A 22687-nucleotide genomic window follows, 5' to 3' on the forward strand; every position below is an offset into this window, starting at 1 on the left:
CCAGTCACCTTTGGTGACAGCCCCCTCTAAGAGGGGGCAAAAGGCTTTAGCATAACTTTTACCTCCCTCGTTGAGGGAGGTGCTGCGAGCTTGCGAGCAGACGGAGGGAGTTATCGTTCCTGCAATAATTAATGATGTTTAAATATTGGTCGCAAGTAAAGCAAAGTACAATTTTTAAATTGGCCGTTACGGCGGGCGTGTCCTATGTGCTGTACCTGTTGGCCGGTTTTATGCTGCCGGTTTGGCTGGCGGTAGCCTTGGCCTTCGCGTTGTACCCCTTGGTCAACGCTATTTCGCAGGTGCGCATGGCTCATGGCATGATCCAGCTGTCGTGGGCGGTGGCGATTATTTTGGCGCTGCTGGCGTTTGCCATTTTCTTTATTATCGTTATCGCCTTTATCGTGCTGCCGCTTTTTGGGCAGATGAACGAATTTCTGCTGAAGCTGCCGCAGCTTGCCGCGAAGTCCAACATCCAGAGCCTGGATGCGCTTCTGCGCGACCCGACGCGCATACCCATGCTGCCATCAAGCTTCGATATGCTGGTGGACAGCATGATTAACTGGGCCATGGGCTTTGTGAGTATGGTGCTGCGCAATCTGCTGCAAAGCAGTCTGGATATTGTGCAGAACCTGATTGGTATGATTATCGTGCCTTTTTTGGCGTTCTACTTCTTGAAGGATTGGCGCGTGCTGCGCGAAATGATCGTCAACCTGTTTAATTACGACGTTCAGCCCAAGGCCGCTCATGTTATCGATGAAATTGGGCGCACGCTGAGCGCGTATGTGCGCGGCTTGTTTAAGCTGAGCCTGATTTCCGGCTTTGTAATTACCGTCGGCACGGCGCTATTGGGCGTGGAATTTCCTCTGGTGCTGGGCTTTTGGGCTATTTTGGCCGAAACCGTGCCGGTCGTCGGCTCGCTGATGGGCGCAGTTCCGGCGATTTTTATCGCCTATGGGCAAAGCCCGACGGCGGCGCTGCATGTGGCGATTTTTTACGCCGTGTATTATCAGCTGGACGCCAACTATATTCTGCCCAAGATTATGGGACAGAAGATCGACCTGCATCCTGTGCTGGTTATTGCCAGCCTGCTGATTGGCGCTAAGCTGTTCGGCATTTTGGGCATGGTTTTCGCCGTGCCTGTGGCGGCCGTTTACCGGGTGCTGTACAAGGAGCTGTGGCATGCGGAGGAAACCCGTCCATGAATAATAATCAATTAAGCTTTAGCCTGCGGCATAATTTGCCGTGGGAGATAACGCGGCCCGTGTGCGACATGGCCGCGTTCTTTGACTATAAGCCGTCGGAGCGGGGCAGGGCGCTGCTGACGCTGACGCGGACGGCCTCCGGCGTAACTGCCGTGCTGGAGGAAGCGGGACGGCGCGTTACGGCGGATGTGGCTTGGAGCGCCGCGGCTGGCGGGCTTACCAGCGGCGAAGCGTCGCGCTGCGTCAAGCTGGCAGTGCTGCAAGCGTTCAGTGCGCTGACGTGTAGGCGGCCGCAGCTGCCCTGGGGCATTTTGACCGGCGTGCGTCCGGGCAAGTTGGCTCATAAGTTGCTGGACGAGGGCGTGAGCGCCGCTTTGCTGCCTGAGTTTTTGAACCGCAAGTATCTGCTGCCGGAAACTCAGGGCAGCTTGCTGCGCGATATTGCCGTCAGGCAAAAGGCGCTGCTGCCCGACGCGACGCGCTTACAGGACGCCGGTATCTACATAGGCGTACCCTATTGCCCGTCGCGGTGCGGCTATTGCTCGTTTCCGGCGGGAATTGTGCCGCAGGACGAAGAATCTCAGCAAAACTTTGTAAATTTGATTGAACAAGATATCCAAAATGTGGTACAATTATTAAGTATGCATAGTTTGTCCCTGCGCTCGCTGTATATCGGCGGAGGTACGCCTACCAGTCTGGGTGAAAAAGCCTTCGGCGGATTGCTGCGGGCTGCGTCGCGTTTGCTGGCAGGAACCGGCGTCAGCGAATTTACCGTGGAGGCGGGCAGGCCGGACTGCTTTAGTCCGGGCAAATTAGCCGCTATGGAGGCGGCGGGGGTGAACCGCATCAGCGTGAATCCCCAGACCTTTCACGACGGAACCTTAAAGCTCATTGGCCGCCGTCATACGGTAACTGATTTTTACCGCGCTTACGCTATGGTGCGTCAAAGCGCGATTCCTGTAGTGAATATGGATTTGATTATCGGCTTGCCCCAGGAAAGCGAGGCTGATATCGCCTACAGTCTGGAGCAGGCAAAGAGCTTAGCGCCGGAAAATTTGACCGTCCATACGCTGACGTTAAAGCGCAGCGCGCCGCTCTTCGGGTCGGCTATGACGCTGGACGCCGACGCGGCGGCGAGAATGGTGGAGCGGGGCAGAAGCGTTGCGCAAGCAATGGGTCTGGCGCCCTATTATTTGTACCGGCAGCATTATATGCTGGGGCATTTGGCTAATATCGGCTATGCCAAGCCGGGTACGGAAAGCGTTTATAACATTCAGATGATGGAGGAGCGCCATCCCGTCATTGGCATCGGGCCTGCGTCGGCCAGCAAAGCGCCCTTGGCGGACGGGCACCACCTGCGCAAGCTGAATATGCCGAAGAATGTGGCGGTTTATGCCAGGAGCCTGCCGGAGCTGTGCCGCAAGCGAGCAGCGTTGTTTGCAAGCAATATTTAAGCTCCCCCAGGCATTTTGCTAGGCAAAATGCCAGCCCCCTCAAAGAAGGGGCAATATATTTAGCAGATATTTGACCTTTTTCCTTCCTCTTAGAGGAAGGTGGCTGCGAGCTTGCAAGCGAGCAGACGGAAGGAGTTTTTATATAATAAAGTATATAAGGAGGCAACGACATGCTGACCACAGCCCCCAGAGGTACGAAGGATATTATGCCTTCTGACGTTAGCGCATGGCGTTATCTGGAAGAAACCATGCGGCGGATTTGTGCCCAATATGGCTACAAGGAAATCAGAACTCCTGTGTTTGAGCATACAGAGCTGTTCCAACGCGGCATCGGCGATACTACCGATGTTGTAGAAAAAGAAATGTACACCTTTACGGATAGAGGCAACCGCAGCATTACGCTGCGCCCGGAAAATACCGCCTCCGCCGTGCGCGCCTATGTCGAGCATAAGCTGAGCAAGGACGATGCGGCGGTTAAGCTGTATTACATGGGTCCCATGTTCCGTTACGACCGCCCGCAGGCCGGACGCCTGCGCGAATTCCACCAGTTTGGCGTGGAGGCGCTGGGCGTTACGGGGCCAAATGTGGACGCGGAGATTATTCTTTTGGCGGTACAGGTGCTGCAATCTTTAGGATTGCAGGACTTGAAGCTGAAAATAAATTCCGTAGGCTGCCCTAAATGTCGTCCGCTGCACAGAGAAAAGCTGCAGGCCTTCTTTAGACCGCATTTGGAGGAGCTGTGCCACGATTGTCAGGGGCGCTTTGAGCGCAATCCTCTGCGCTTGCTGGACTGCAAAAATCCGCACGACCACGAGCTGGGCATGGGCGCTCCCAGTCTGGAGGAATGCCTGTGCGACGAATGTAAGGCGCATTTTGCAGGCTTGAAGGAGCTGCTTACCGCCGCAGGCGTGGATTACGAGGTTGACCACAATCTGGTGCGCGGCCTTGATTACTACACTAAAACCGCTTTTGAAATTCAGTACGCCCCCCTGGGCGCGCAGAGCGCCGTTTGCGGCGGCGGGCGTTACGACGGTTTGGTGAAGGAAATAAGCGGCGACGAAGACCGCCCCGGCATCGGCTTCGCCATGGGCATGGAGCGCGTGCTGCTGGCGCTGGAAAAGCAACAGCTTTTGCCGGCCTTTGACGAAGGCATCGACGTTTACGTTGTCTGCCCTAAAAAGGAGCGTTTTACGCTGGCCTTTAAAATGGCCATCGAGCTGCGCCGCGCAGGGCTGAAGGTCGAATACGACTTTAACGGCCGCAGCATGAAGGCGCAGATGAAGCAGGCCAATAAATTCCAGGCTAAATACGTTTTAATTTTTGGCGAGGATGAAGCTGCCCGCGGCAATGTTACCGTGCGTAATATGGCCGACAGCCAGCAACAGGAAATCGCTGTAAATGATATCATCAAATTCTTTCAGGATAAATAATTAGAGTAGAGGTGCTAAAGATGATTAACGAAAAACGCAGCCACCATTGCGGTGAGCTGGGCAAGGAGCAGGCTGGCCAGCAGGTTGTACTGTGCGGCTGGGTTGCTAAAAGACGTGACCATGGCGGATTGATTTTTATTGACCTGCGCGACCGCAGCGGCGTAGTTCAGGTGGTGGCAGACCCCGATTCCGCAGGCAGCAGCTTTAAAACTGCCGAGGATATCCGCAACGAATATGTAATTAAGGTTATCGGCAGCGTGCGTCTGCGCGACGAAGAAACCATTAACGAAAACATCGCTACCGGTACCATCGAGGTGCTGGCCCGTGAAATCGAAGTGCTGAACAGCGCTAAAACGCCTCCGTTCTATATTAAGGACGGCATCGACACCGACGAAAACCTGCGTTTGAAATATCGTTATCTGGATCTGCGCCGCCCGGAGATGCAGCGCAATCTGATTCTGCGCCACAAGGTTGCCAAGCTGATGCGCGACTATTTGGACGACAATCATTTCCTGGAGATCGAAACTCCTATGCTGTGCAAATCCACGCCGGAGGGCGCTCGCGATTATCTGGTTCCCAGCCGCGTAAACCCCGGCAAATTCTATGCGCTGCCGCAATCTCCGCAAATCTTTAAGCAGCTGCTGATGGTAGCAGGCATGGAGCGTTACTTCCAAATCGCCCGCTGCTTCCGCGACGAGGACCTGCGCGCCGACCGCCAGCCGGAATTTACCCAGTTGGATATGGAAATGTCCTTCATGGACGTGGATGAAATTTTGGCTCTGATGGAAGGCTTGATCCATCACATCTTCAAGGGCGCGCTGGGCAAGGATATCGAAATTCCCTTCCATCGTCTGACCTGGGACGAGGCTATGGACCGCTTCGGCAGCGATAAGCCCGACCTGCGCTTTGGCATGGAGCTGGTAAATATGGCTGATGTTGTTAAGGATGCTGACTTCACTGTATTCCGTTCTGTTATCGAAAACGGCGGTCAAGTTAAGGCGATCAATGTAAAAGGCTATGCTAATATTCCTCGCCGTGAAGCTGATCATCTGAAAGATTTTGTTGCTATTTATGGCGCTAAGGGCTTGGCTTATATCCAATACTTAGCAGATGGTACTGTTAAATCTCCTATTGCTAAATTCTTTACTCAAGAGCAAATGGACGCTATCCTGGCAACTGCCAAGGCTGAGCCCGGCGATCTGCTGTTCTTCGTAGCAGATAAGCCCTCTGTAGTAGCTGCTGCCTTGGGAGCACTGCGTATTGAGATGGCTAAACGTCTCAACTTAATCGATCCCGACAAGCTGGCCTTTACCTGGGTAGTAGACTTCCCGATGTTCGAGTACAACGAGGAAGAAAAACGTTACGTGGCTATGCACCATCCGTTCACCGCTCCCCGCGACGAGGATCTGCCGCTGCTTTTGACCAATCCCGGCAAGGTGTACGCCAAGGCTTACGATATGGTGCTCAACGGTACGGAAATCGGCGGCGGTTCTATCCGTATTCATCGCCGCGACGTACAGAAGAAGGTCTTTGAGGCTATCGGCCTGACCGACGAGGAAGCGCAGGAGAAATTTGGCTTTATGATGAACGCCTTTGAGTACGGCGCTCCGCCTCACGGAGGACTGGCCTTCGGTCTGGACCGCTTGATCATGATTATGGCTCAGCGCGATTCTATCCGCGACGTAATCGCTTTCCCGAAAACTCAAAGCGCTTCCGATTTGATGACTCAGGCTCCTAACGACGTGGACGAGAAACAGCTGCGCGAGCTGCACATTAAAACGTCCCTGCTCATGAAAAAAGAAAAATAAGCTTTATCATTTGAACGAACAATAAGTTTTTTAGCCGCCTGTCGGCAGTAGTGTTGCACTATTGCCGCAAAGGCGGCTTTTGTTAATTATTTCACAAAATTCCATTGAAAAAAACCGCGGTTTTTGGTATGATATTTATGTCGAAGTAAGGCGGAGACAATTAAAAAACCGACAAATTATACCCCTGCGATGTTCGTTACATTGCTCCACAGGTTTTGAGCCAACACTCTTACCTAGGGAACCTGATACTTCTCCCTTCAAAAACAAGCCTCCTTTAGAGTGGACTTTTGCGATGGGAGAGAAGGTACCCACCTGCACATGCAGGTTCAAAACATGGAGTTAGGACGGCATTGTGGGGATTAATTTTAATTATGTAATAAATCTTGGAGTCTGAACCTGAAAATTTAGATTCTGAGATTTATTTTTTGCAAAAAACTTGTATTTGAACGCTGTTTGATGGTATAATACAAAAAAGAAGATTAGTACTTCTCTTTTGTATAAAAGAAGGTGTAAATCATGTTGTACGAATACATTAAAGCTAATTATGCTCCTAACGAGCCTATTTTGAGTAATGAGCTGCAAAAATATCCTTATAAGAGTACATCGTTGCGTCAAGAGTTAAAATCACTTACAGATAAAGGATTGTTGCGCCGTTATGACAGAGGAATTTACTATCTTCCTAAAATGACAATTTTTAATATTGAAGCTGTCCCTAGTCGAAATAGTATTATAGAAAAGAAGTATCTAAAACAAGATAATGAAAATATAGGTTATGTTAGCGGTTTAGGATTAGCTAATCAATTAGGTTTAACATCTCAAGTAGCCTCTGTCGTTGAAATAGTCACTAATAAAGCGACAAAGGAATATAAAGAATTATCGATAGGAAATATTACTGTTATTATGCGTAAGCCTAAAATTACCGTTGATTCTACAAATTATCAGGTTTTGCAGTTTTTGGATCTTATAAAAGATATAAATGCCTTTCTGGAGATATCGAAGCATGAGGCTAAAGAAAAAATATTGCTGTATATAAAAAAAACAGGTTTACTTTTTTCGACGATAGAAAAGTATTTAAAGTACTATCCGCCTATTGTTTATAAAAATCTCTATGAAATGGGGTTCCTCATCAATGCTTATTCATAATAATAGAGAAGAATTTCAGGAGTTAATATCCGTAATATCTAAAGAAAAGGGCATAGAGGAATGGATTGTTGAAAAGGATTATTATGTTACTATTATTTTAAAATATTTGACGCAAGCATTGCCTGATTTGGTGTTTAAGGGAGGGACTTCCTTATCTAAGTGTTATAGAATCATTTCCCGCTTTTCAGAAGATATTGATTTAACGACACATGTTAAACCCACAGAAGGGCAGAAACGAAATATAAAAAGTAGGATTCTGGCTATAATACAGGAGCTGAATTTAAAGCTTGACAATCCTGATGAAATTTTGAGCCGAAGAAACTATAATAAATACATTATAAAATATAAATCTGTTATTCCAATTGAAAATGATTTTATAGAGTCGCAGATTATACTGGAAACAGTTTATAAAACGATTGCCTTTCCAGTGGTGCAGTTGCCTGTAAATAATATAATGGGCGATTACTTATCCGAAAAGAATCTTCCTTTTATTGAGAATTATCAACTAGAGCCTTTTGTAATGCCCGTTCAGGAACTTAGCAGAACCTTTGCCGATAAAATTTTTGCAATTTGTGATTATTATCTTGCTGCAAAGGAAAGCAGTAATTCTAGGCATATATATGATATTTATATGCTTTTACCGGCTATTTCTTTAAATGAGCAATTTAGAGCATTAGTAGTTGACATAAGGGAAAATAGAGCCGTTTCGCCGGTTTGTTATTCAGCTAAGACCGGGCAAAATCCGAATCAAATATTGAAAAATATAATTTCTGAAAGATTTTATGAACGTGATTATAATAATCTAACCAAAAAACTTCTTTTAGAAGATGTGTCATATAATCAGGCTGTACAAGCTTTAGAGGAAGTAATTGCAAGTAAAGCGTTTGAATTTTGCTTGTGAGTATAACAGGTGATAAATATGCAGGATTTATTTGGTAATCTTTTTGCAGAAGAACATAGACAGACCAAACCCTTGGCCGACAGAATGCGGCCGCAGCAGCTTAGCGATTTTGTGGGGCAGGAAAAGGCCGTAGGGCAGGGCAGCCCGCTGCGGCGCATGATTGAGCGCGACATGCTGCAATCCGTGCTTTTCTACGGGCCGCCGGGCACGGGCAAGACGACGCTGGCGCAGGTTATTGCCCATGTAACGGGCGAGCAGTTTGTATCCATTAACGCCGTTGCCAGCGGCGTTCCGGAGCTGCGCAAACTCATTGCTAAAGCGCAGGAGGAGCAGCGCCGCGGCTTAGGCCGCACCATCGTTTTTATCGACGAGATACATCGCTTTAACAAGGCGCAGCAGGACGTACTGCTGCCCTATGTGGAAAACGGCACCATCGTGCTTATCGGCGCGACGACGGAAAATCCCTTCTTTGAAATAAATTCGCCGCTGTTATCCCGCATGAAGGTTGTGCGCCTGGAAAAGCTGCAGCCCCAGAATTTAGTGCAGATTTTGCAGCGGGCTATTGCCGACGGGGAGCGCGGTTTTGGCGGCAGCTTTACTGCCGAGACGGAGGCGCTGCAGATCATTGCCGATTTTGCCGCCGGCGATGCGCGGGGAGCGTTGAATATTTTGGAGCAGGCTGAGTTTATGCTGCCGGAAGCAGGCCAGCGCGTACTGACGGTGGAGGTACTGCGCAGCGTTATCGGCACGGCTATGCAGCGGTACGATAAGAAGGGCGACCAGCATTACGATATCATCAGCGCCTTTATCAAAAGTATGCGCGGCAGCGACGCCGACGCAGCGCTGCATTATTTGGCGCGCATGATCGAAGGCGGCGAGGATTTGCGCTTTATTGCCCGCCGTATCGTTATTTGCGCTGCCGAGGACGTAGGGCTTGCTGATCCTATGGCGTTAGTAGTGGCCAACGCGGCGGCGCAAGCGGCAGATTTCGTAGGCTTTCCCGAAGCGCAGATACCTTTAGCCGAGGCGGTGTGCTATATTGCTAATGCGCCAAAGAGCAATACGGCTTATATGGGGATCGCCAATGCCCGCAGCGATGTGCGGCATGGTAATTGCGGCAGTGTGCCCAAGCATTTGCGGGACGCTCACTATCCTGGAGCTAAAGCGTTAGGCCATGGCTTAGATTATAAATATCCTCATAATTTTCCCGGTGGTTGGGTGGCGCAGCAGTATTTGCCGGACGAGCTGGCAGGTAAGCGGTATTATATTCCCAGCGGCAATGGGCAGGATACGGGGCGCAAAAAATAAAAAATTGAAAAGCATATCAAAAGCAGCTGTTGGAGCAAGTTCCGGCAGCTGCTTTTTTGCAGGTTAATAGCAGTTGTCGGAAGAAATCCGGCAGCTGCTATTTTTTTGCGCAAAAATAGCTATTGTACAGGGTTAGGAGAGAAATGATATAGTTACTGACTGTAAAGTCAGGAATGATATCGGCTTGACTGGCATGAAAAAAGGACTTATAATATATGATAGTAATTTAGATATTCATAAAATTATAACAGATGAAAAACTGATATAAATCGCAAATAATGACAGTCTGAAGATAGATGAATTGTAGGGATGGGGAGAGGTTTTGTGAAACGGTATTACGGAGCTGTGCTGATGCTGCTGTTCGTGCTGATGGATTATGCAGCGTTGATTATGGCAGAGCAAGGCGCTTTTATATTACGTAATATAATAACGCATTCGCAAAATCTGCATATTTCCTGGCTCAATTTCTGGATAGTATTTCCCAGCCTGTTCCTGCTCTTTATTCATCTGGGACAGCTGTACAGCCGCCGTATGCCCTTCTACAAGGAAGTGGAAAAACTGTTCCACGCCTGCTGCTACGGTACGCTGGCCGTAATTTTTGTTTTGTACGTGGCGCGCATCGCCGCCACCACCAGCAGAATGTTCGTGGGCTTATTCGGTATTCTGGCTTTCGTTTTCCTGACGCTGTTGCGGTACGGCGCTAAGCGTTTGCTGCTGCATTGGGATTTGCTGCAAGCGCCGACGATTATCATCGGCGCGGGCAAAACGGCGGAGCTGCTGGCGAAAAGCATTACGCAGGACGCGGGCATGGGCTATAAAATCGTCGGCCTTTTGGAAGATAACAAAGTGCAGCCGGGAGTCTTGCAAAAATATCCGGTTCTGGGTAAATTTGCCGACGCGGAAAAAGTGATTAAGGAAACGGGCGTCAAGCGGGTCTTTATCGCCGCGCCGGGGCTGGAAGAACGCAAGCTGGGGATGTTAATCTATCGCATCCAGCCGCTGGTAAAAAACATCGGCGTGATTCCCAATTTAGTGGGCGTGCCTTTGGGCGCTGTGGAAGCGGAAAGTATTTTCAACGAAAAGCTTTTAATCCTGCGCTTAAAAAATAACCTGGCGCGGCCGCTGAACCGCTGGCTGAAAACTCTTTTCGACTATACGCTGACGCTTTGCGGCACGCTTTTGATTTCGCCGATTTTAATCTTCATTGCGCTTTGGATATATTACGATTCGCCGGGGTCGATGATTTTTAAGCACACGCGCGTCGGGAAGAACGGCAAGCCGTTCTCCTGCTATAAATTCCGCAGTATGTGCGTGGACGCTAAGGAAAAACTGGCGGAGCTGCTGGCTAACGACCCGGCAGCGAGAGCAGAGTGGGAGCGCGACTTCAAGCTGAAAAACGACCCGCGCATTACCAAAAGCGGCGCGTTCTTGCGCAAGACCAGCCTGGACGAGCTGCCGCAAATCTTTAACGTGCTGCGCGGCGAGATGAGCTTAGTAGGGCCACGGCCGATAATCAAAGACGAATTAAAACGCTACGGCGATTTTGTCGGCGATTACCTGATGGTCAAGCCGGGCATTACCGGTATGTGGCAGGTGAGCGGAAGAAGCGATACCACCTATAACGAGCGCGTGCAGCTGGACAGCTGGTACGTGCGCAACTGGAGCGTGTGGCTGGACGTAATGCTGCTGTGGCGGACTTTTGCCGCGGTGTTGGGTAGAAGGGGAGCGTATTGAGAATGTTGAAATTTTCCGTACTGCTTTCAGTATATAAAAATGAAAAGCCGGAATATCTGCGCCTGGCTTTGCAGAGTATTGCCGCACAAACCTTGCAGCCGGACGAGATTGTTATCGTCAAGGACGGCGGCTTAACGCAGGCTTTGGACGCGGTGATAGACGATTTTGCCGCAAAGCAGCAAAACGTAAGAGTCCTGCCTTTCGCACAGAACCGCGGTTTAGGCTTGGCGCTGCGCGACGGCGTGACAGCCTGCACTCATGAGTACATTGCCCGCATGGATACCGACGATATAGCGTTGCCCGACCGCTTCGCTAGGCAGATGGCTTATCTTGCAAAGCATCATGATATTGCACTGCTAGGAGGCTGGATAACGGAATTTTCCCAGGACGCCGATAAGCCGGACACTATAACTAAGCTGCCTTGTGCTCATGAAGCAATTTTGTCTTACGCCAAGAAGCGCAATCCTTTCCGGCATATGACGGTGGTGTTTAAGAAAAGCGCCGTTATAACCAGCGGTAATTACCGGGATTTTTTGTGGTTCGAGGATTACGATTTGTGGGTGAGGATACTGCAGCAGGGCTATAAGGTGGCGAATATGCCGGAGGTGCTGGTAAACGTCCGAGCTGGGGAAGAAATGTTTGCCCGGCGCGGCGGGTGGAGGTATCTAAAGCAAGATTTAGCTTTTCAAAAAAATTTACATGAAAGCGATTTCATAAATGTTTATCAGTATATAAAAAATGTGTTAATAAGGTCGGCTATGCGGCTGATACCAAACTTTTTGAGAGTAGCAATTTATAAAAACCTTTTGAGGGGTTCTTAGAAATGGCAAATACTATTGCAATTATAACTGTGTTTTATCCTAATACGAGTCATCTCGAAAATGTTAGAAAAATAGCTGAGCAGGTTAATAAAGTAATTATTTGTGACAATAGTCCTGAAAATAATCTGCTTTTATTTAAATCAATAAATAATTTGCAGTATTGTTTTTGGGGAGAAAATTTAGGGTTGTCTCTGGGATTTAATAAAATTCTTAAAAACACAAACTTTGCTTGGCAAGATGACGATTTCATAATTTTTTTTGACCAGGATACCAAGATACCGGAAAAGCATATCGTGACTTTAGAAAAAGATTACGAATGGCTTGAGAAAAAAAATTACGCTGTTGGCTGTGTAGGACCTGTATTTTTCAATGAAAGTATGCAGAAAACGGAAATACCAACATTGAAGAAAGTAGTTAGCGACAATATTATCGCTGTCAAAAGTATGATTACTTCATCCATGTTATGTAAATATAAGAATTTAAGGAAGATAGGCTTTTGGAATGAAGAAATATTCTTAGATATGGCTGATTGGGATATCTGCTGGCGTTTTAGATATAACGGAATGAGTTGCTTTATGACCAATGCAACAATTATCCATCATACTGTTGGCGAGGGGAAGAAAAGAATATTTGGTTTTTTTGATTTACGTATAGCCAAGCCGTTTCGAGAGTATTATCAGACTAGGGATTGTTTGTATCTTTTTTGGAAGAAGTATATTCCTTGGAATTTTAGAATGAGATTTATTCTTAGATTAACGGTCAGAAATGTGTTGCATATATTTTTCTTGGATGAGCCAATGCTAAGGTTGCAATATATTATTCAAGGAATTAGAGATTACATTAATAATATACATGGAGTTTTAAATCTTGAGAAAGAGGTGTAATGCTTTATGAAAGGCATTGTTTTAGCGGGCGGCAGCGGTACGCGCCTGTATCCACTGACGATGGTAACCAGCAAACAATTATTGCCGATTTACGACAAACCGATGATTTATTATCCGTTGTCGGTTTTGATGCTGGCAGGCATCCGCGAGATTTTGATTATTTCCACGCTGCACGATTTACCTAATTTTGAAAATTTATTGGGCGATGGTAGCCGTTATGGAATTAACTTGAGCTACAAGGTGCAGCCTTCGCCCGACGGTTTGGCACAGGCGTTTATCTTGGGCGAAGAGTTCATTGCGGGCGACAGCTGCGCCATGGTTTTAGGCGATAATATTTTTTACGGCGCAGGTCTGACTGCACACTTGCAAAAAGCGGCGCAAAATACAAAGGGCGCGACGGTCTTCGGCTATTATGTGGACGACCCGGAGCGTTTCGGAGTAGTAGAATTTGACGCCAGCGGCAAAGCAATTTCTTTAGAAGAAAAACCGGCACAGCCCAAGAGCAATTATGCCGTTACCGGACTTTATTTCTACGATAATAAAGTTTGCGAATATGCTAAAGGCTTGAAGCCGTCTGCTCGCGGCGAGCTGGAAATTACGGATTTGAATAAAATTTATCTGGCGAACGACGAGCTTTCCGTAGTGACGTTAGGGCGCGGGTACGCCTGGCTGGACACGGGCACGGTGGACAGCTTGAATGAAGCGGCGGAGTTTGTGAAAGCAGTGCAGAACCGCGCGGGAATTCCGGTAAGCGTGCTGGAAGAAATTGCTTTCAATAATGGTTGGATAGATGAAGAGCATTTGTTGAACAGCGCTAAGGCATATGGCAAAGCGCCTTATGGTCAGTATTTGCAAAAGGTTGCTGACGGCAAAATTTTGAAAGAGTTTTGAGTTTTATAGATTGCTTCTTGGAATAGATTACAGAATTGAAAGCTGAAAACGAGGTGCGCAGATGAAAATTACAAAGACAAAGTTGGAGGGCGTAGTTATTTTAGAGCCCGACGTCTTTGGCGATAGCAGGGGCTTCTTTATGGAAAGCTGGAGCGAGCGGAAGCTAAACGAATTGGGCTTGCATTATAATTTCGTGCAGGATAATCATTCCAAGAGTACGGTTAAGGGTACGCTGCGCGGGATTCATTTTCAAAAGGGCGATAAGGCTCAAGCTAAATTAGTACGTTGCGTGCGCGGAGCAGTGTTGGACGTTGCAGTAGATTTGAGGCACGACAGTCCGACATATAAGCAGTGGGTAGCGGTGGAACTGAGTGAGGAAAATAAAAAGCAGCTTTTAATTCCGCGGGGCTTTGGTCATGGCTTTGTGACGCTGACGGACGACGTGGAGTTTTTATATAAAGCGGATAATTATTACGCGCCGGAAGCGGACGGCGGCATTCGCTGGAACGACCCGGACATCGGCGTGGAATGGGGAATTGAAAGACCCATTCTTTCAGATAAAGACAAGAGCTTACCATTTATAAGAGAGCAAAGGGATAGTTAAACATACATTAAATGAGGACTGTTTATGAAATTTGTTATTGTGTCGCCAAGACAAAATGGCGGAGGGGCTATTGCATTACATATTTTATGCAGAGAATTACTTGCGTTAGGAGTAGATGCATCCATCTTATATTTTTCAGGTGAAGGTTGCCAAAAAAAGCAAAGTAGAATTTCATTTTGGAAACATTGGCTTCTGTTTAATATTAAAGACAACATTAAACTCATAATCTACATATTAAGCAGTGCCTGCTCTTTAGGAAAAGGCAAGATTTTTAAAGATTATTTTTATGAACCTATCAAAGGCTGCAAGCGAAAGATATTGCCCTATATTTCTCAAGATACAGTTGTTGTTTATCCGGATATGATTTATGGCAATCATTTAAATGCAAATAAAGTAGTGCGTTGGCTATTATATTTTAATCGGTTTCCTAATGATGATGGAGCATATGGGAAAGGTGATTTATTCTTTTGTTATCGCGATATATTTAACGATTACAAATTAAATCCAGAATGTAAAAGACTGTGGTTTCAAAATTTTGACTTTAATCTTTATAAAAAAATAAATTATGATGAAAGAAAAGGCTGTTGTTATATTGTTCGTAAGGGTAAGAGTAGAAGAGATTTGCCAAGCAAATTTGCCGGACCAATTATTGATAATTGGTCGGAAGAAGCAAAGGTAGAAGCCTTTAATAAATATAAAAAGTGTTATTTTTATGATACGCAAACCTTTTATACTATTATTGCCGCTGTTTGCGGTTGCATTCCAGTAGTTGTACTCGAAGCAGGTAAAAGTAAAAAAGATTATCTTAGCACTGGTGAGCGACCACTAGGAGTTGCTTATGGCGAAGATGAAGAAGAAATATCTTTTGCAATTGACACTAGAGTGCAATGCATTGCAAATCTAAAAAAAATGAATGAAAGAAATATCCTAGGAGCACAATACTTCCTTGAGGAATGTAAGAAATATTTTGTTTAACTAAGATAAAGAAAAGAGCTTTTAATTTATGATTAAAAATTTAAAACAATTATGGGGCTATAATTGGCTTTTACAAGAGTTAATTGTACGGGATCTAAAAATAAAATATAGGCGAAGCGTTTTAGGGTACTTGTGGAGTGTCTTGAATCCGCTGCTGATGATGACGATTATGACAATAGTTTTTTCTAATATGTTCCGCTTTGATATACCTAACTATCCTGTATATCTTTTAGCTGGGCAGTTAATCTATACTTTTTTTTCTGAATCAACAAGTATGGCCATGTATTCAATATTAGGCGGTGCTGCCCTTATTAAAAAAGTATATTTACCGAAATATATTTTTCCTTTATCACGAGTGTTGTCTTGTTTTACAACAATGCTCTTTTCCATGTTAGCGTTATTTATTGTTATGATGGCTACGGCAACATCTTTCCATATAACTCTTGTTTTATTACCAGTAGTTCTTATATATCTTTTGTTGTTTTGTATTGGGTTTGGATTGTTGCTATCAGTGTTAATGGTGTTCTTTCAAGATATGCAGCATCTCTATGGTGTTTTTTTAACGGCATTTAATTATTTAACGCCGATATTTTATCCGGCAAATTTATTACCGCCTTGGCTACAGAATTTGCTGGTGCTTAATCCACTTTATGACATTATAACGATATTTCGCAAAGTAGTAATTTATGGAGAATGGCCTACGCTTACAGAACATTTGCTTTGCATTTGTTTTTCGATGGGTGTTTTGATATTAGGTGTGAGAGTTTTTAAAAAGAATCAAAATAAATTTATACTGTACGTTTAGGTGGGAGATATGGAGAAGGCAATTATTGTAGATAATGTATCGATGCGCTTTAATCTTGCTTCCGAGCGCGTTGATAATATTAAGGAATTACTTATACGAAAATTAAAGTTAAAGAACGCTACGTTTGAAGAATTTTGGGCTTTGAGGGACATAAGTTTTTCTATTGCTAAAGGAGAATCCTGCGCTTTGATAGGAGCAAACGGCAGTGGAAAAAGCACTATGTTAAAAATTATCAGCGGCGTATTAACGCCAACTAAAGGAAGAGTGGCTGTAAATGGTTCCATTGCCCCTTTAATAGAATTAGGAGCGGGGTTTGACTATGAGCTTACGGGAAGGGAAAATATTTTCCTTAACGGAGCAATTTTGGGTCACAGTAAAAGACTTATGCTTGCAAAGTACGATGAAATAGTTGAATTCAGCGAACTCAAAGATTTTATTGACGTTCCCGTTAAAAACTATTCCAGCGGTATGGTAGCAAGGTTAGGCTTTTCGATAGCAACAATTGTTAAGCCAGAAATATTGATAGTTGACGAAATACTAGCTGTTGGCGATCAAGCTTTCCAAAATAAATGTCATAAGCGTATGGAAGAAATGATGAATGGGGGAACAACAGTAGTTCTTGTTTCGCATTCAGCAGCAGATATAAAAAGAATATGTAGTAAAGCGGTGTGGATTGATAGGGGGAATATGCGGTTTGTTGGCGATGTGGATGAAGCTTTAAAGTATTATCAACATACAGATACTTAATTGGGAGATTATAATACAATGGAAGACAACACAATACTAGTTACAAAATCTTCGTTACCAAATTTAGAAGAATATATAGAAGAAATTAGAGATATTTGGACAAGCCATTGGTTAACTAATATGGGAGAAAAACATAGAACATTACAGAGTATGCTGCAGAATTATTTGCAAGTAGATAATGTAGATTTGTTAACTAATGGTCACATGGCTTTAGAGCTATCAATACAAGCGTTGAATCTGCAAGGTGAAATTATTACGACACCATTTACTTTTGCATCTACTACACATGCTATAGTAAGAAATGGCTTAACACCAGTTTTCTGTGACATAAATCCTGATGATTTTACTATTGATGTTGACAAAATTGAAGCTTTAATTACAGATAAGACAAGTGCTATTTTGCCAGTCCATGTATATGGAAATGTTTGTGATGTAGATAAGATTCAAGATATTGCATCAAAGTATGGTTTAAAAGTTATTTATGATGCTGCTCATGCATTTGGTGTGAAATATAAAAACAAAGGTATAGGTACATTTGGCGATGTTTCTTGTTTTAGCTTTCACGCGACCAAGGTATTTAATACTATAGAAGGTGGTGCTGTATGCTTTGGTGATAGGAACAAAGATTTTGGTTTAAACATTTACAGACTAAAAAATTTTGGGATTAGAGGACCTGAAATAGTAGATTCTGTTGGTGCTAATGCTAAGATGAACGAGTTTTGTGCAGCTATGGGAATATGTAATTTAAAACGTATAAATATATGTTTTAAAAGACGCAAGCAATTAGTAGATGAATATAGGAAATGTTTGAGTAATATAGATGGAATGAATTTAAATAAAATACAAGGAGATGTTGAGCAGAATTATGCTTACTTTCCTATAGTAATAGATGAAAAGCAATTTGGTGCAACTAGAAATGAAGTGCTGGCAAAGCTTGCTGAACATAATATTTTTGCTAGAAAATATTTCTATCCGTTAACTAATACGTTTGATGCTTTTCATGGACAATTTAATGTTGATAAAACTCCCGTTGCTTTACATATTAGTAAAAGAGTGTTGACCTTGCCATTATATGAAGAATTATGTATAAGTGATGTATATAGAATTTCTGATATAGTTCTTAGTTGTAAAAAGTAATGGATTACATAGGAATAGGAAGTGGTTTAGTTATGACTTTAGCTATATATTGTGCTGGAGGGTTGGGTAAAGAGCTAATATCATTAGCACGATGTGTATGTGTATGGAATGAAATAATTTTTGTAGATGATATTACTGATGATGAATGGTTTGAAGGTGCAAAGGTGTTTCGATTTGATAAGCTTTGCGAATATAATGATAATATAGAGTTTATAATTGCTAATGGAGAACCAGCTGTAAGGGAAATTCTATATAAAAAAATTAAAGCGGCAGGTTATAAAATGGCAACAATATATGGACCTAGTTGCTGTGTCCTTCCAGGTGCAAGCATTGGCGAGGGTTGTATCCTTTGCGATGGATATATTTCAACAGGTGTTGTTGTTGAATCTAACGTGCTGTTTAATGGCAGAGTTGTAATTGGACATGATGCTATTATAGGTGCCCATAGTGTTTTATCAGCGTTTTGTTTTATTGGGGGCTATGCTAAAATAGGAAATCGTGTTTATCTGGGACCAGGTGCAATGGTAAAGGACAGAGTAAAAATTTGCAGTGATGCTATTATTAGCCTTGGAACAGTTATTTTAAGATATGTAAAGGAAAAAGCAATTATGATAGGAAATCCTGCTAAACGGATAGGATATAATACTGAGGGCAGGGTGTTTAATATGTTTGAAATATGATTTTAATTAATTGATATAGATAAACAAAATATATAAAAGTATTACGAGAGAGAGGTGGAAATGTAGAGTTAGATGAGGAATATTTAATTATATATTAATAATTTATGAAAGGAAAGTAGTTTCATTTTACGTGAATTACAAGGAGAATTATGAATTTTTTTGAATTTAGGAACATCAGAATTGCTGGAATGGCTACTGCCGTTCCTGACAGACATCAAAAGATGGAGGAGTATGTACATCTTTTTGAAGACGGAGAAGTAGAAAAATTTTGTGCTGCTACAGGAATTTATGAAAAATATAATGCATATGGAGTAGGAACAACTACAGCAGATCTTTGCGTTGAAGCAGCAAATAACCTGTTTGAAAAGTTAGATGTTGATAAAGGTACAATTGATGGGTTAATTATGATTACACAGACGCCGGATTATTTTGTTCCACCTACTTCATGTGTTGTTCAATACCGTTTAGGTTTAAATAACTGTGGGTTAGTTTATGATTCAAACATCGGCTGTACTGCATTTCCTTTCGGTTTGCAGATGGCATGCGCCAACATAATGGCGGGATGTAAAAAAATATTGCTATTGGTAGGCGATTCTAATCCTAATAGAGGTGAGACTAGCAACAAGAATGGATTGCTTTTTGGTGATGCAGGAGTAGCAATAATAGTAGAGAAGACCGAAGAAAATGTGCCTCCGATTAGAATTGGGATAGAGACTATTGGGCGTGGATACAAAGCCCTGATTACGCCTTATGGAATGGAACGACATCCATTATCTGTTGTCGCATTAAAAAGAGGTTTCGAATTTGCTACATTTTATAATAATGCGACTTATATGTCTGGAACGGACGTATTTACTTTTAGTATAAAAGATGCACCTCGCACTACAAAAGCCTTTTTAAGTAAATTTGCTGAATCGATGGATGATTATGATTTAATCTCAATACACCAAGCAAATAAGATGATTATCGATAACGTGGCTAAGAGAATTAAGGCGCCAAAAGAAAAAGTAATTAATTCTATAGATAGATTTGGTAATACTAGAGGAGCTAGTACGGCTGTCAATATTTGTGATTATGCTGAAAAGAGAAATTTTTATAGTGGTAAAAAGAAAATTTTGACCTTGGCTTTTGGTATTGGCTTGAATGTTACTGTTGCTTCATTTTCTTTGGACTTTAGTAAATGTTTGCCTATTATAAAAACAAACAAGGTGTTTGATGATGAAATAGATAGTGAAACTTATTTTCAAGAAGGATAAATATAATGACATATTTTAATTTTAATAATGTAAAAATAAAGGCTGTAGCTGCGAGCGTTCCGGATGATGTAGAGTATACTACTGATTATAATGAACTTTTTGGTGAAGAGCATGTCAAAAAATTTATTATGTCTACCGGTGTTAAGCGAAGATTTACTACACATCGATTAGGCATAACTGCTTCCGATTTATGCTATGCGGCTGCTGAGAAAATACTAAAAGAACTGAATTATGATAGAAGAAGAATTGATGCTCTAATTTTTGCATCTTCTAGTCGTGATTATTTGCAACCGGTAACGGCGGGCATATTGCAAGATAGATTAGGACTGACTGATGAATGTATGTGCTATGATGTTCCTCTTGGATGCTCAGCGTATGTTTATGGATTATATCTTGCCAGCATGCATATTAATTCTGGGTGTAGAAGTGTTTTATTATTAGCAGGTTCTACTGGTGAGCAATTACCGGAAAACTATGTTCCGTCTGAAATTCCTATGCTTTTTGGTAATGGCGGTTCTGCTACGCTATTGGAGTATGACGAGTCTGCTAATTCAACTTATGGTTTATTACGTTCTATTGGTAGAGATTTTAAGATGTTAGTATCTCCATATAGTGGGCAAAGACATCCATTTTGGCCATTGGTAGCTGAGCTAGGGTATGCCAAAGCATGCGAGTTACGTAATAAATTTTACATGGAAGGCATGGATGTAATGCGCTTTTCTTTAAAGGAAGTAGTTACAATGATCAAGGACTTTAAAGAATATTTCCAGTGTGATTATGATAATTATGAAATATTGGCTTGTCATCAGGCTAATAAATTAATTATAAGTAATTTAGCTAGAAAGATTAAATTCCCTATTTCCAAGATTCCACTTTCTATTGTTAATTATGGTAATACTGGTTGTGCATCTATACCTTTAGCTATTTGTGAACATTATAGCAACCAAAATATTTCTAGTACTAATGGAAAAATTTTGACTTGCGGATTTGGTATTGGATTATCATTAGGTATAGTGGGGATTGATGTAAATCCACAAACTTGCTTTCCCGTATTTAGAGTTAGCGAACGTTATGATGACGGTATAAACTATAGTAACTTTTTTTAGGAGAAAATGAAATGGATAAATTTGATTTCAATGGTAAGAAAGTCTTAGTAACAGGAGCATCTTCAGGAGTTGGTAGAGAGGTTGCTATATTATTAAGTAAAATGGGAGCTAAAATAGTTATTATTTCTAGACGAAAAATAGAGTTAAAGAAAACAATATCATTAATGACTGGTGATGATCACCAATATCGTGTTTTGGACTTAGCAGACTTCAACGCATTGGTATCAACAATAAAAGATATAGTTGCCAAAGATAGGGAGAAATTTGATTACATTGCACACTGTGCTGGAGTAGCTGTCCCTGTTCCTTTAAGAAGTATGTCTTTGGATAATATTGTACAAACCTTTTCAATAAATACATTTTCTTTTATGGCGTTGTTAAAATGTGTTGCGCAAAAGAGATTGTTCAATGATTGCGGAGCTGTTGTTGGTATATCTTCGTGTGTGGGAGTGTACGGGCAGGCTGCTAATGCTGTTTATGGTGCTTCTAAAGGCGCAATGGATGCATTTATGAAAAGCGCCGCCAAAGAATTGAGACCTAGAAAAATTAGAGTGAATACCATATGTCCGTGCGGAATAAAAACAGAAATGTTAGCTAATCAGGCAGTTAAAGATATTGACGGTGATTGTGTGGATACGTTGCCTAATTATTTAATGTTGCCGGATAAGGTTGCTAGTATTGTCGTTACCTTATTAAGTGATTCAATGAAATATATTTCTGGCGTTGCTATTGATGTAGATGAAGCTAAAACTTGGGAGGTTTAAAATGCAGAGTTTGGATTTTAGCGGTAAAAAATATGTTGTTTTTGGCGCTTCTTCTGGCATTGGTAGGCAGACTGCTTTGCAATTGAGTATGCTGGGAGCTAAACTTGTATTGATTGGCCGCAACGAAAATAAATTACAACAAACATATGAAAGGCTTAGTGGTTCTAATCACCATATAATTATTTGTGATATTTCTGATTTTAACGCAGCGAAAACTGTTGTAAAAAAAGCAGTTGAATTAGATGGAGAAAAATTAGACGGATGTGTATTCTCTGCTGGTATATACACTATGTTGCCTATTGGAATGGCTAATGAAACAAAGATAAATCAAATCTTTGCTACCAACGCTTTTTCATTAATGGCAATAATAAAAACTTTTTCATCAAAACGAATTAGTAATGATGGAGCTGCATTTGTTAGCGTATCATCTCGAGCTGGATTTCTACCAGATAAATCACAAGGAGTTTATGCGGCTTCAAAAGCGGCAATAAATTCCTATACTATCGCAGCGGCAAAGGAAATGGCTATTAGACGAATAAGGTTTAATACAGTTTGTCCTGAAGCAGTAGATACCGAGATGGGAGCTGGTTTAAAACAAAGTTTTACTAGTGAAGCTTTAGCTAAAATATATCCATTGGGCATGTTGGAGGCTGAGGATGTTGCAAATGCTATATTATTTTTGTTGAGTGATCTAAGTAAAAAGATTTCTGGTCAATCTATCTGGTTATCTGCGGGGAATGATGGCGGGAGCATTGAAGGACACATATTTTAATAAAGAAAAGTCCAGCGGTAATATGTCAAGCTAAAAATCAGTAAAAAGATAAAAGATTTTATGCTGTTTTTGGAGACAAAGAAACACCCACCTAAAGCCTGCTTATTATAATTTTCAAAAAATAAGCAGAGCCCAATTAATTGCAGAAGATATTATTCCGCTGCACGGTATAAGCAGTTGCCTTTGAGCAGAGCAAAGACTAAGCGTGCCAATTTACGAGCAGTTAATGCGAGTGCGCGTTTGTGTTGGTATCTGTTAACCTCTT

At 42.9% G+C, this 22687-nt stretch carries 21 protein-coding genes and 1 other RNA gene; all 22 read left to right on the plus strand.

Going from position 1 to position 22687, the window contains the following annotated elements; translation table 11 throughout:
• Nucleotides 1-131: 131 nt before the first annotated feature.
• Nucleotides 132-1202 carry an AI-2E family transporter gene (locus Q4E64_RS10570; RefSeq protein WP_303167877.1) on the plus strand — a complete coding sequence of 357 codons (1071 nt, stop codon included), beginning with the start codon at nt 132-134 and terminating at the stop codon, nt 1200-1202.
• Nucleotides 1199-2656 carry a coproporphyrinogen dehydrogenase HemZ gene (gene hemZ, locus Q4E64_RS10575; protein WP_303167878.1) on the plus strand — a complete coding sequence of 486 codons (1458 nt, stop codon included), beginning with the start codon at nt 1199-1201 and terminating at the stop codon, nt 2654-2656. The genes Q4E64_RS10570 and hemZ overlap by 4 nt, the downstream gene beginning before the upstream one ends.
• Nucleotides 2657-2826: 170 nt before the next feature.
• Nucleotides 2827-4086: a histidine--tRNA ligase gene (hisS, locus tag Q4E64_RS10580; RefSeq protein WP_303167880.1), complete on the plus strand. Its 1260-nt coding sequence runs from the start codon at nt 2827-2829 to the stop codon at nt 4084-4086.
• Nucleotides 4087-4106: 20 nt separating this feature from the next.
• Nucleotides 4107-5894: an aspartate--tRNA ligase gene (aspS, locus tag Q4E64_RS10585; protein ID WP_303167881.1), complete on the plus strand. Its 1788-nt coding sequence runs from the start codon at nt 4107-4109 to the stop codon at nt 5892-5894.
• A 178-nt stretch (nt 5895-6072) separates the two neighbouring features.
• A non-coding RNA gene (gene ssrS, locus Q4E64_RS10590) (6S RNA) lies at nt 6073-6257 on the plus strand.
• A gap of 153 nt (nt 6258-6410) precedes the next feature.
• A complete protein-coding gene (locus Q4E64_RS10595) occupies nt 6411-7037 on the plus strand; it encodes a DUF6088 family protein (RefSeq protein ID WP_303167882.1) in 627 nt (208 codons plus the stop codon).
• Nucleotides 7024-7938 carry a nucleotidyl transferase AbiEii/AbiGii toxin family protein gene (locus Q4E64_RS10600; RefSeq protein ID WP_303167883.1) on the plus strand — a complete coding sequence of 305 codons (915 nt, stop codon included), beginning with the start codon at nt 7024-7026 and terminating at the stop codon, nt 7936-7938. The genes Q4E64_RS10595 and Q4E64_RS10600 overlap by 14 nt, the downstream gene beginning before the upstream one ends.
• Before the next feature lie 18 nt (nt 7939-7956).
• Complete coding sequence (locus tag Q4E64_RS10605; RefSeq protein WP_303167884.1) at nt 7957-9246, plus strand: replication-associated recombination protein A; 1290 nt, start codon at nt 7957-7959, stop codon at nt 9244-9246.
• A gap of 324 nt (nt 9247-9570) precedes the next feature.
• Nucleotides 9571-10980, plus strand: a complete 1410-nt coding sequence (gene wbaP / locus Q4E64_RS10610) for an undecaprenyl-phosphate galactose phosphotransferase WbaP (protein WP_303167885.1) — start codon at nt 9571-9573, stop codon at nt 10978-10980.
• A gap of 2 nt (nt 10981-10982) precedes the next feature.
• Nucleotides 10983-11801 carry a glycosyltransferase gene (locus tag Q4E64_RS10615; protein WP_303167886.1) on the plus strand — a complete coding sequence of 273 codons (819 nt, stop codon included), beginning with the start codon at nt 10983-10985 and terminating at the stop codon, nt 11799-11801.
• Between the two features lie 2 nt (nt 11802-11803).
• The gene (locus tag Q4E64_RS10620) at nt 11804-12685 is read left to right on the plus strand and encodes a hypothetical protein (RefSeq protein WP_303167887.1); all 882 of its coding nucleotides are present in this window, start codon (nt 11804-11806) and stop codon (nt 12683-12685) included.
• A 6-nt stretch (nt 12686-12691) separates the two neighbouring features.
• On the plus strand, nt 12692-13576 hold the full coding sequence (rfbA, locus tag Q4E64_RS10625) for a glucose-1-phosphate thymidylyltransferase RfbA (RefSeq protein WP_303167888.1): 885 nt from the start codon (nt 12692-12694) through the stop codon (nt 13574-13576).
• A 61-nt stretch (nt 13577-13637) separates the two neighbouring features.
• Nucleotides 13638-14180, plus strand: coding sequence for a dTDP-4-dehydrorhamnose 3,5-epimerase (gene rfbC, locus Q4E64_RS10630; protein ID WP_303167889.1), 543 nt, complete (start codon nt 13638-13640; stop codon nt 14178-14180).
• Nucleotides 14181-14204: 24 nt separating this feature from the next.
• Nucleotides 14205-15155, plus strand: coding sequence for a hypothetical protein (locus Q4E64_RS10635; protein WP_303167890.1), 951 nt, complete (start codon nt 14205-14207; stop codon nt 15153-15155).
• Between the two features lie 28 nt (nt 15156-15183).
• Nucleotides 15184-15960 carry an ABC transporter permease gene (locus tag Q4E64_RS10640; RefSeq protein ID WP_303167891.1) on the plus strand — a complete coding sequence of 259 codons (777 nt, stop codon included), beginning with the start codon at nt 15184-15186 and terminating at the stop codon, nt 15958-15960.
• 9 nt (nt 15961-15969) lie between these two features.
• Nucleotides 15970-16707, plus strand: coding sequence for an ABC transporter ATP-binding protein (locus Q4E64_RS10645; protein WP_303167892.1), 738 nt, complete (start codon nt 15970-15972; stop codon nt 16705-16707).
• Nucleotides 16708-16725: 18 nt separating this feature from the next.
• Nucleotides 16726-17844, plus strand: coding sequence for a DegT/DnrJ/EryC1/StrS aminotransferase family protein (locus tag Q4E64_RS10650; RefSeq protein ID WP_303167893.1), 1119 nt, complete (start codon nt 16726-16728; stop codon nt 17842-17844).
• A 32-nt stretch (nt 17845-17876) separates the two neighbouring features.
• Complete coding sequence (locus tag Q4E64_RS10655) at nt 17877-18524, plus strand: acetyltransferase (protein ID WP_303167894.1); 648 nt, start codon at nt 17877-17879, stop codon at nt 18522-18524.
• Between the two features lie 149 nt (nt 18525-18673).
• A complete protein-coding gene (locus Q4E64_RS10660; RefSeq protein WP_303167895.1) occupies nt 18674-19780 on the plus strand; it encodes a 3-oxoacyl-ACP synthase III family protein in 1107 nt (368 codons plus the stop codon).
• A 5-nt stretch (nt 19781-19785) separates the two neighbouring features.
• The gene (locus Q4E64_RS10665; protein ID WP_303167896.1) at nt 19786-20886 is read left to right on the plus strand and encodes a 3-oxoacyl-ACP synthase III family protein; all 1101 of its coding nucleotides are present in this window, start codon (nt 19786-19788) and stop codon (nt 20884-20886) included.
• A gap of 11 nt (nt 20887-20897) precedes the next feature.
• Nucleotides 20898-21650, plus strand: a complete 753-nt coding sequence (locus Q4E64_RS10670; RefSeq protein ID WP_303167897.1) for an SDR family oxidoreductase — start codon at nt 20898-20900, stop codon at nt 21648-21650.
• Nucleotide 21651: 1 nt separating this feature from the next.
• On the plus strand, nt 21652-22422 hold the full coding sequence (locus Q4E64_RS10675) for an SDR family NAD(P)-dependent oxidoreductase (RefSeq protein WP_303167898.1): 771 nt from the start codon (nt 21652-21654) through the stop codon (nt 22420-22422).
• Nucleotides 22423-22687 lie beyond the last annotated feature (265 nt).

The sequence above is a fragment of the Phascolarctobacterium sp. genome, from assembly GCF_030531065.1.
Lineage (GTDB): Bacteria > Bacillota > Negativicutes > Acidaminococcales > Acidaminococcaceae > Phascolarctobacterium_A.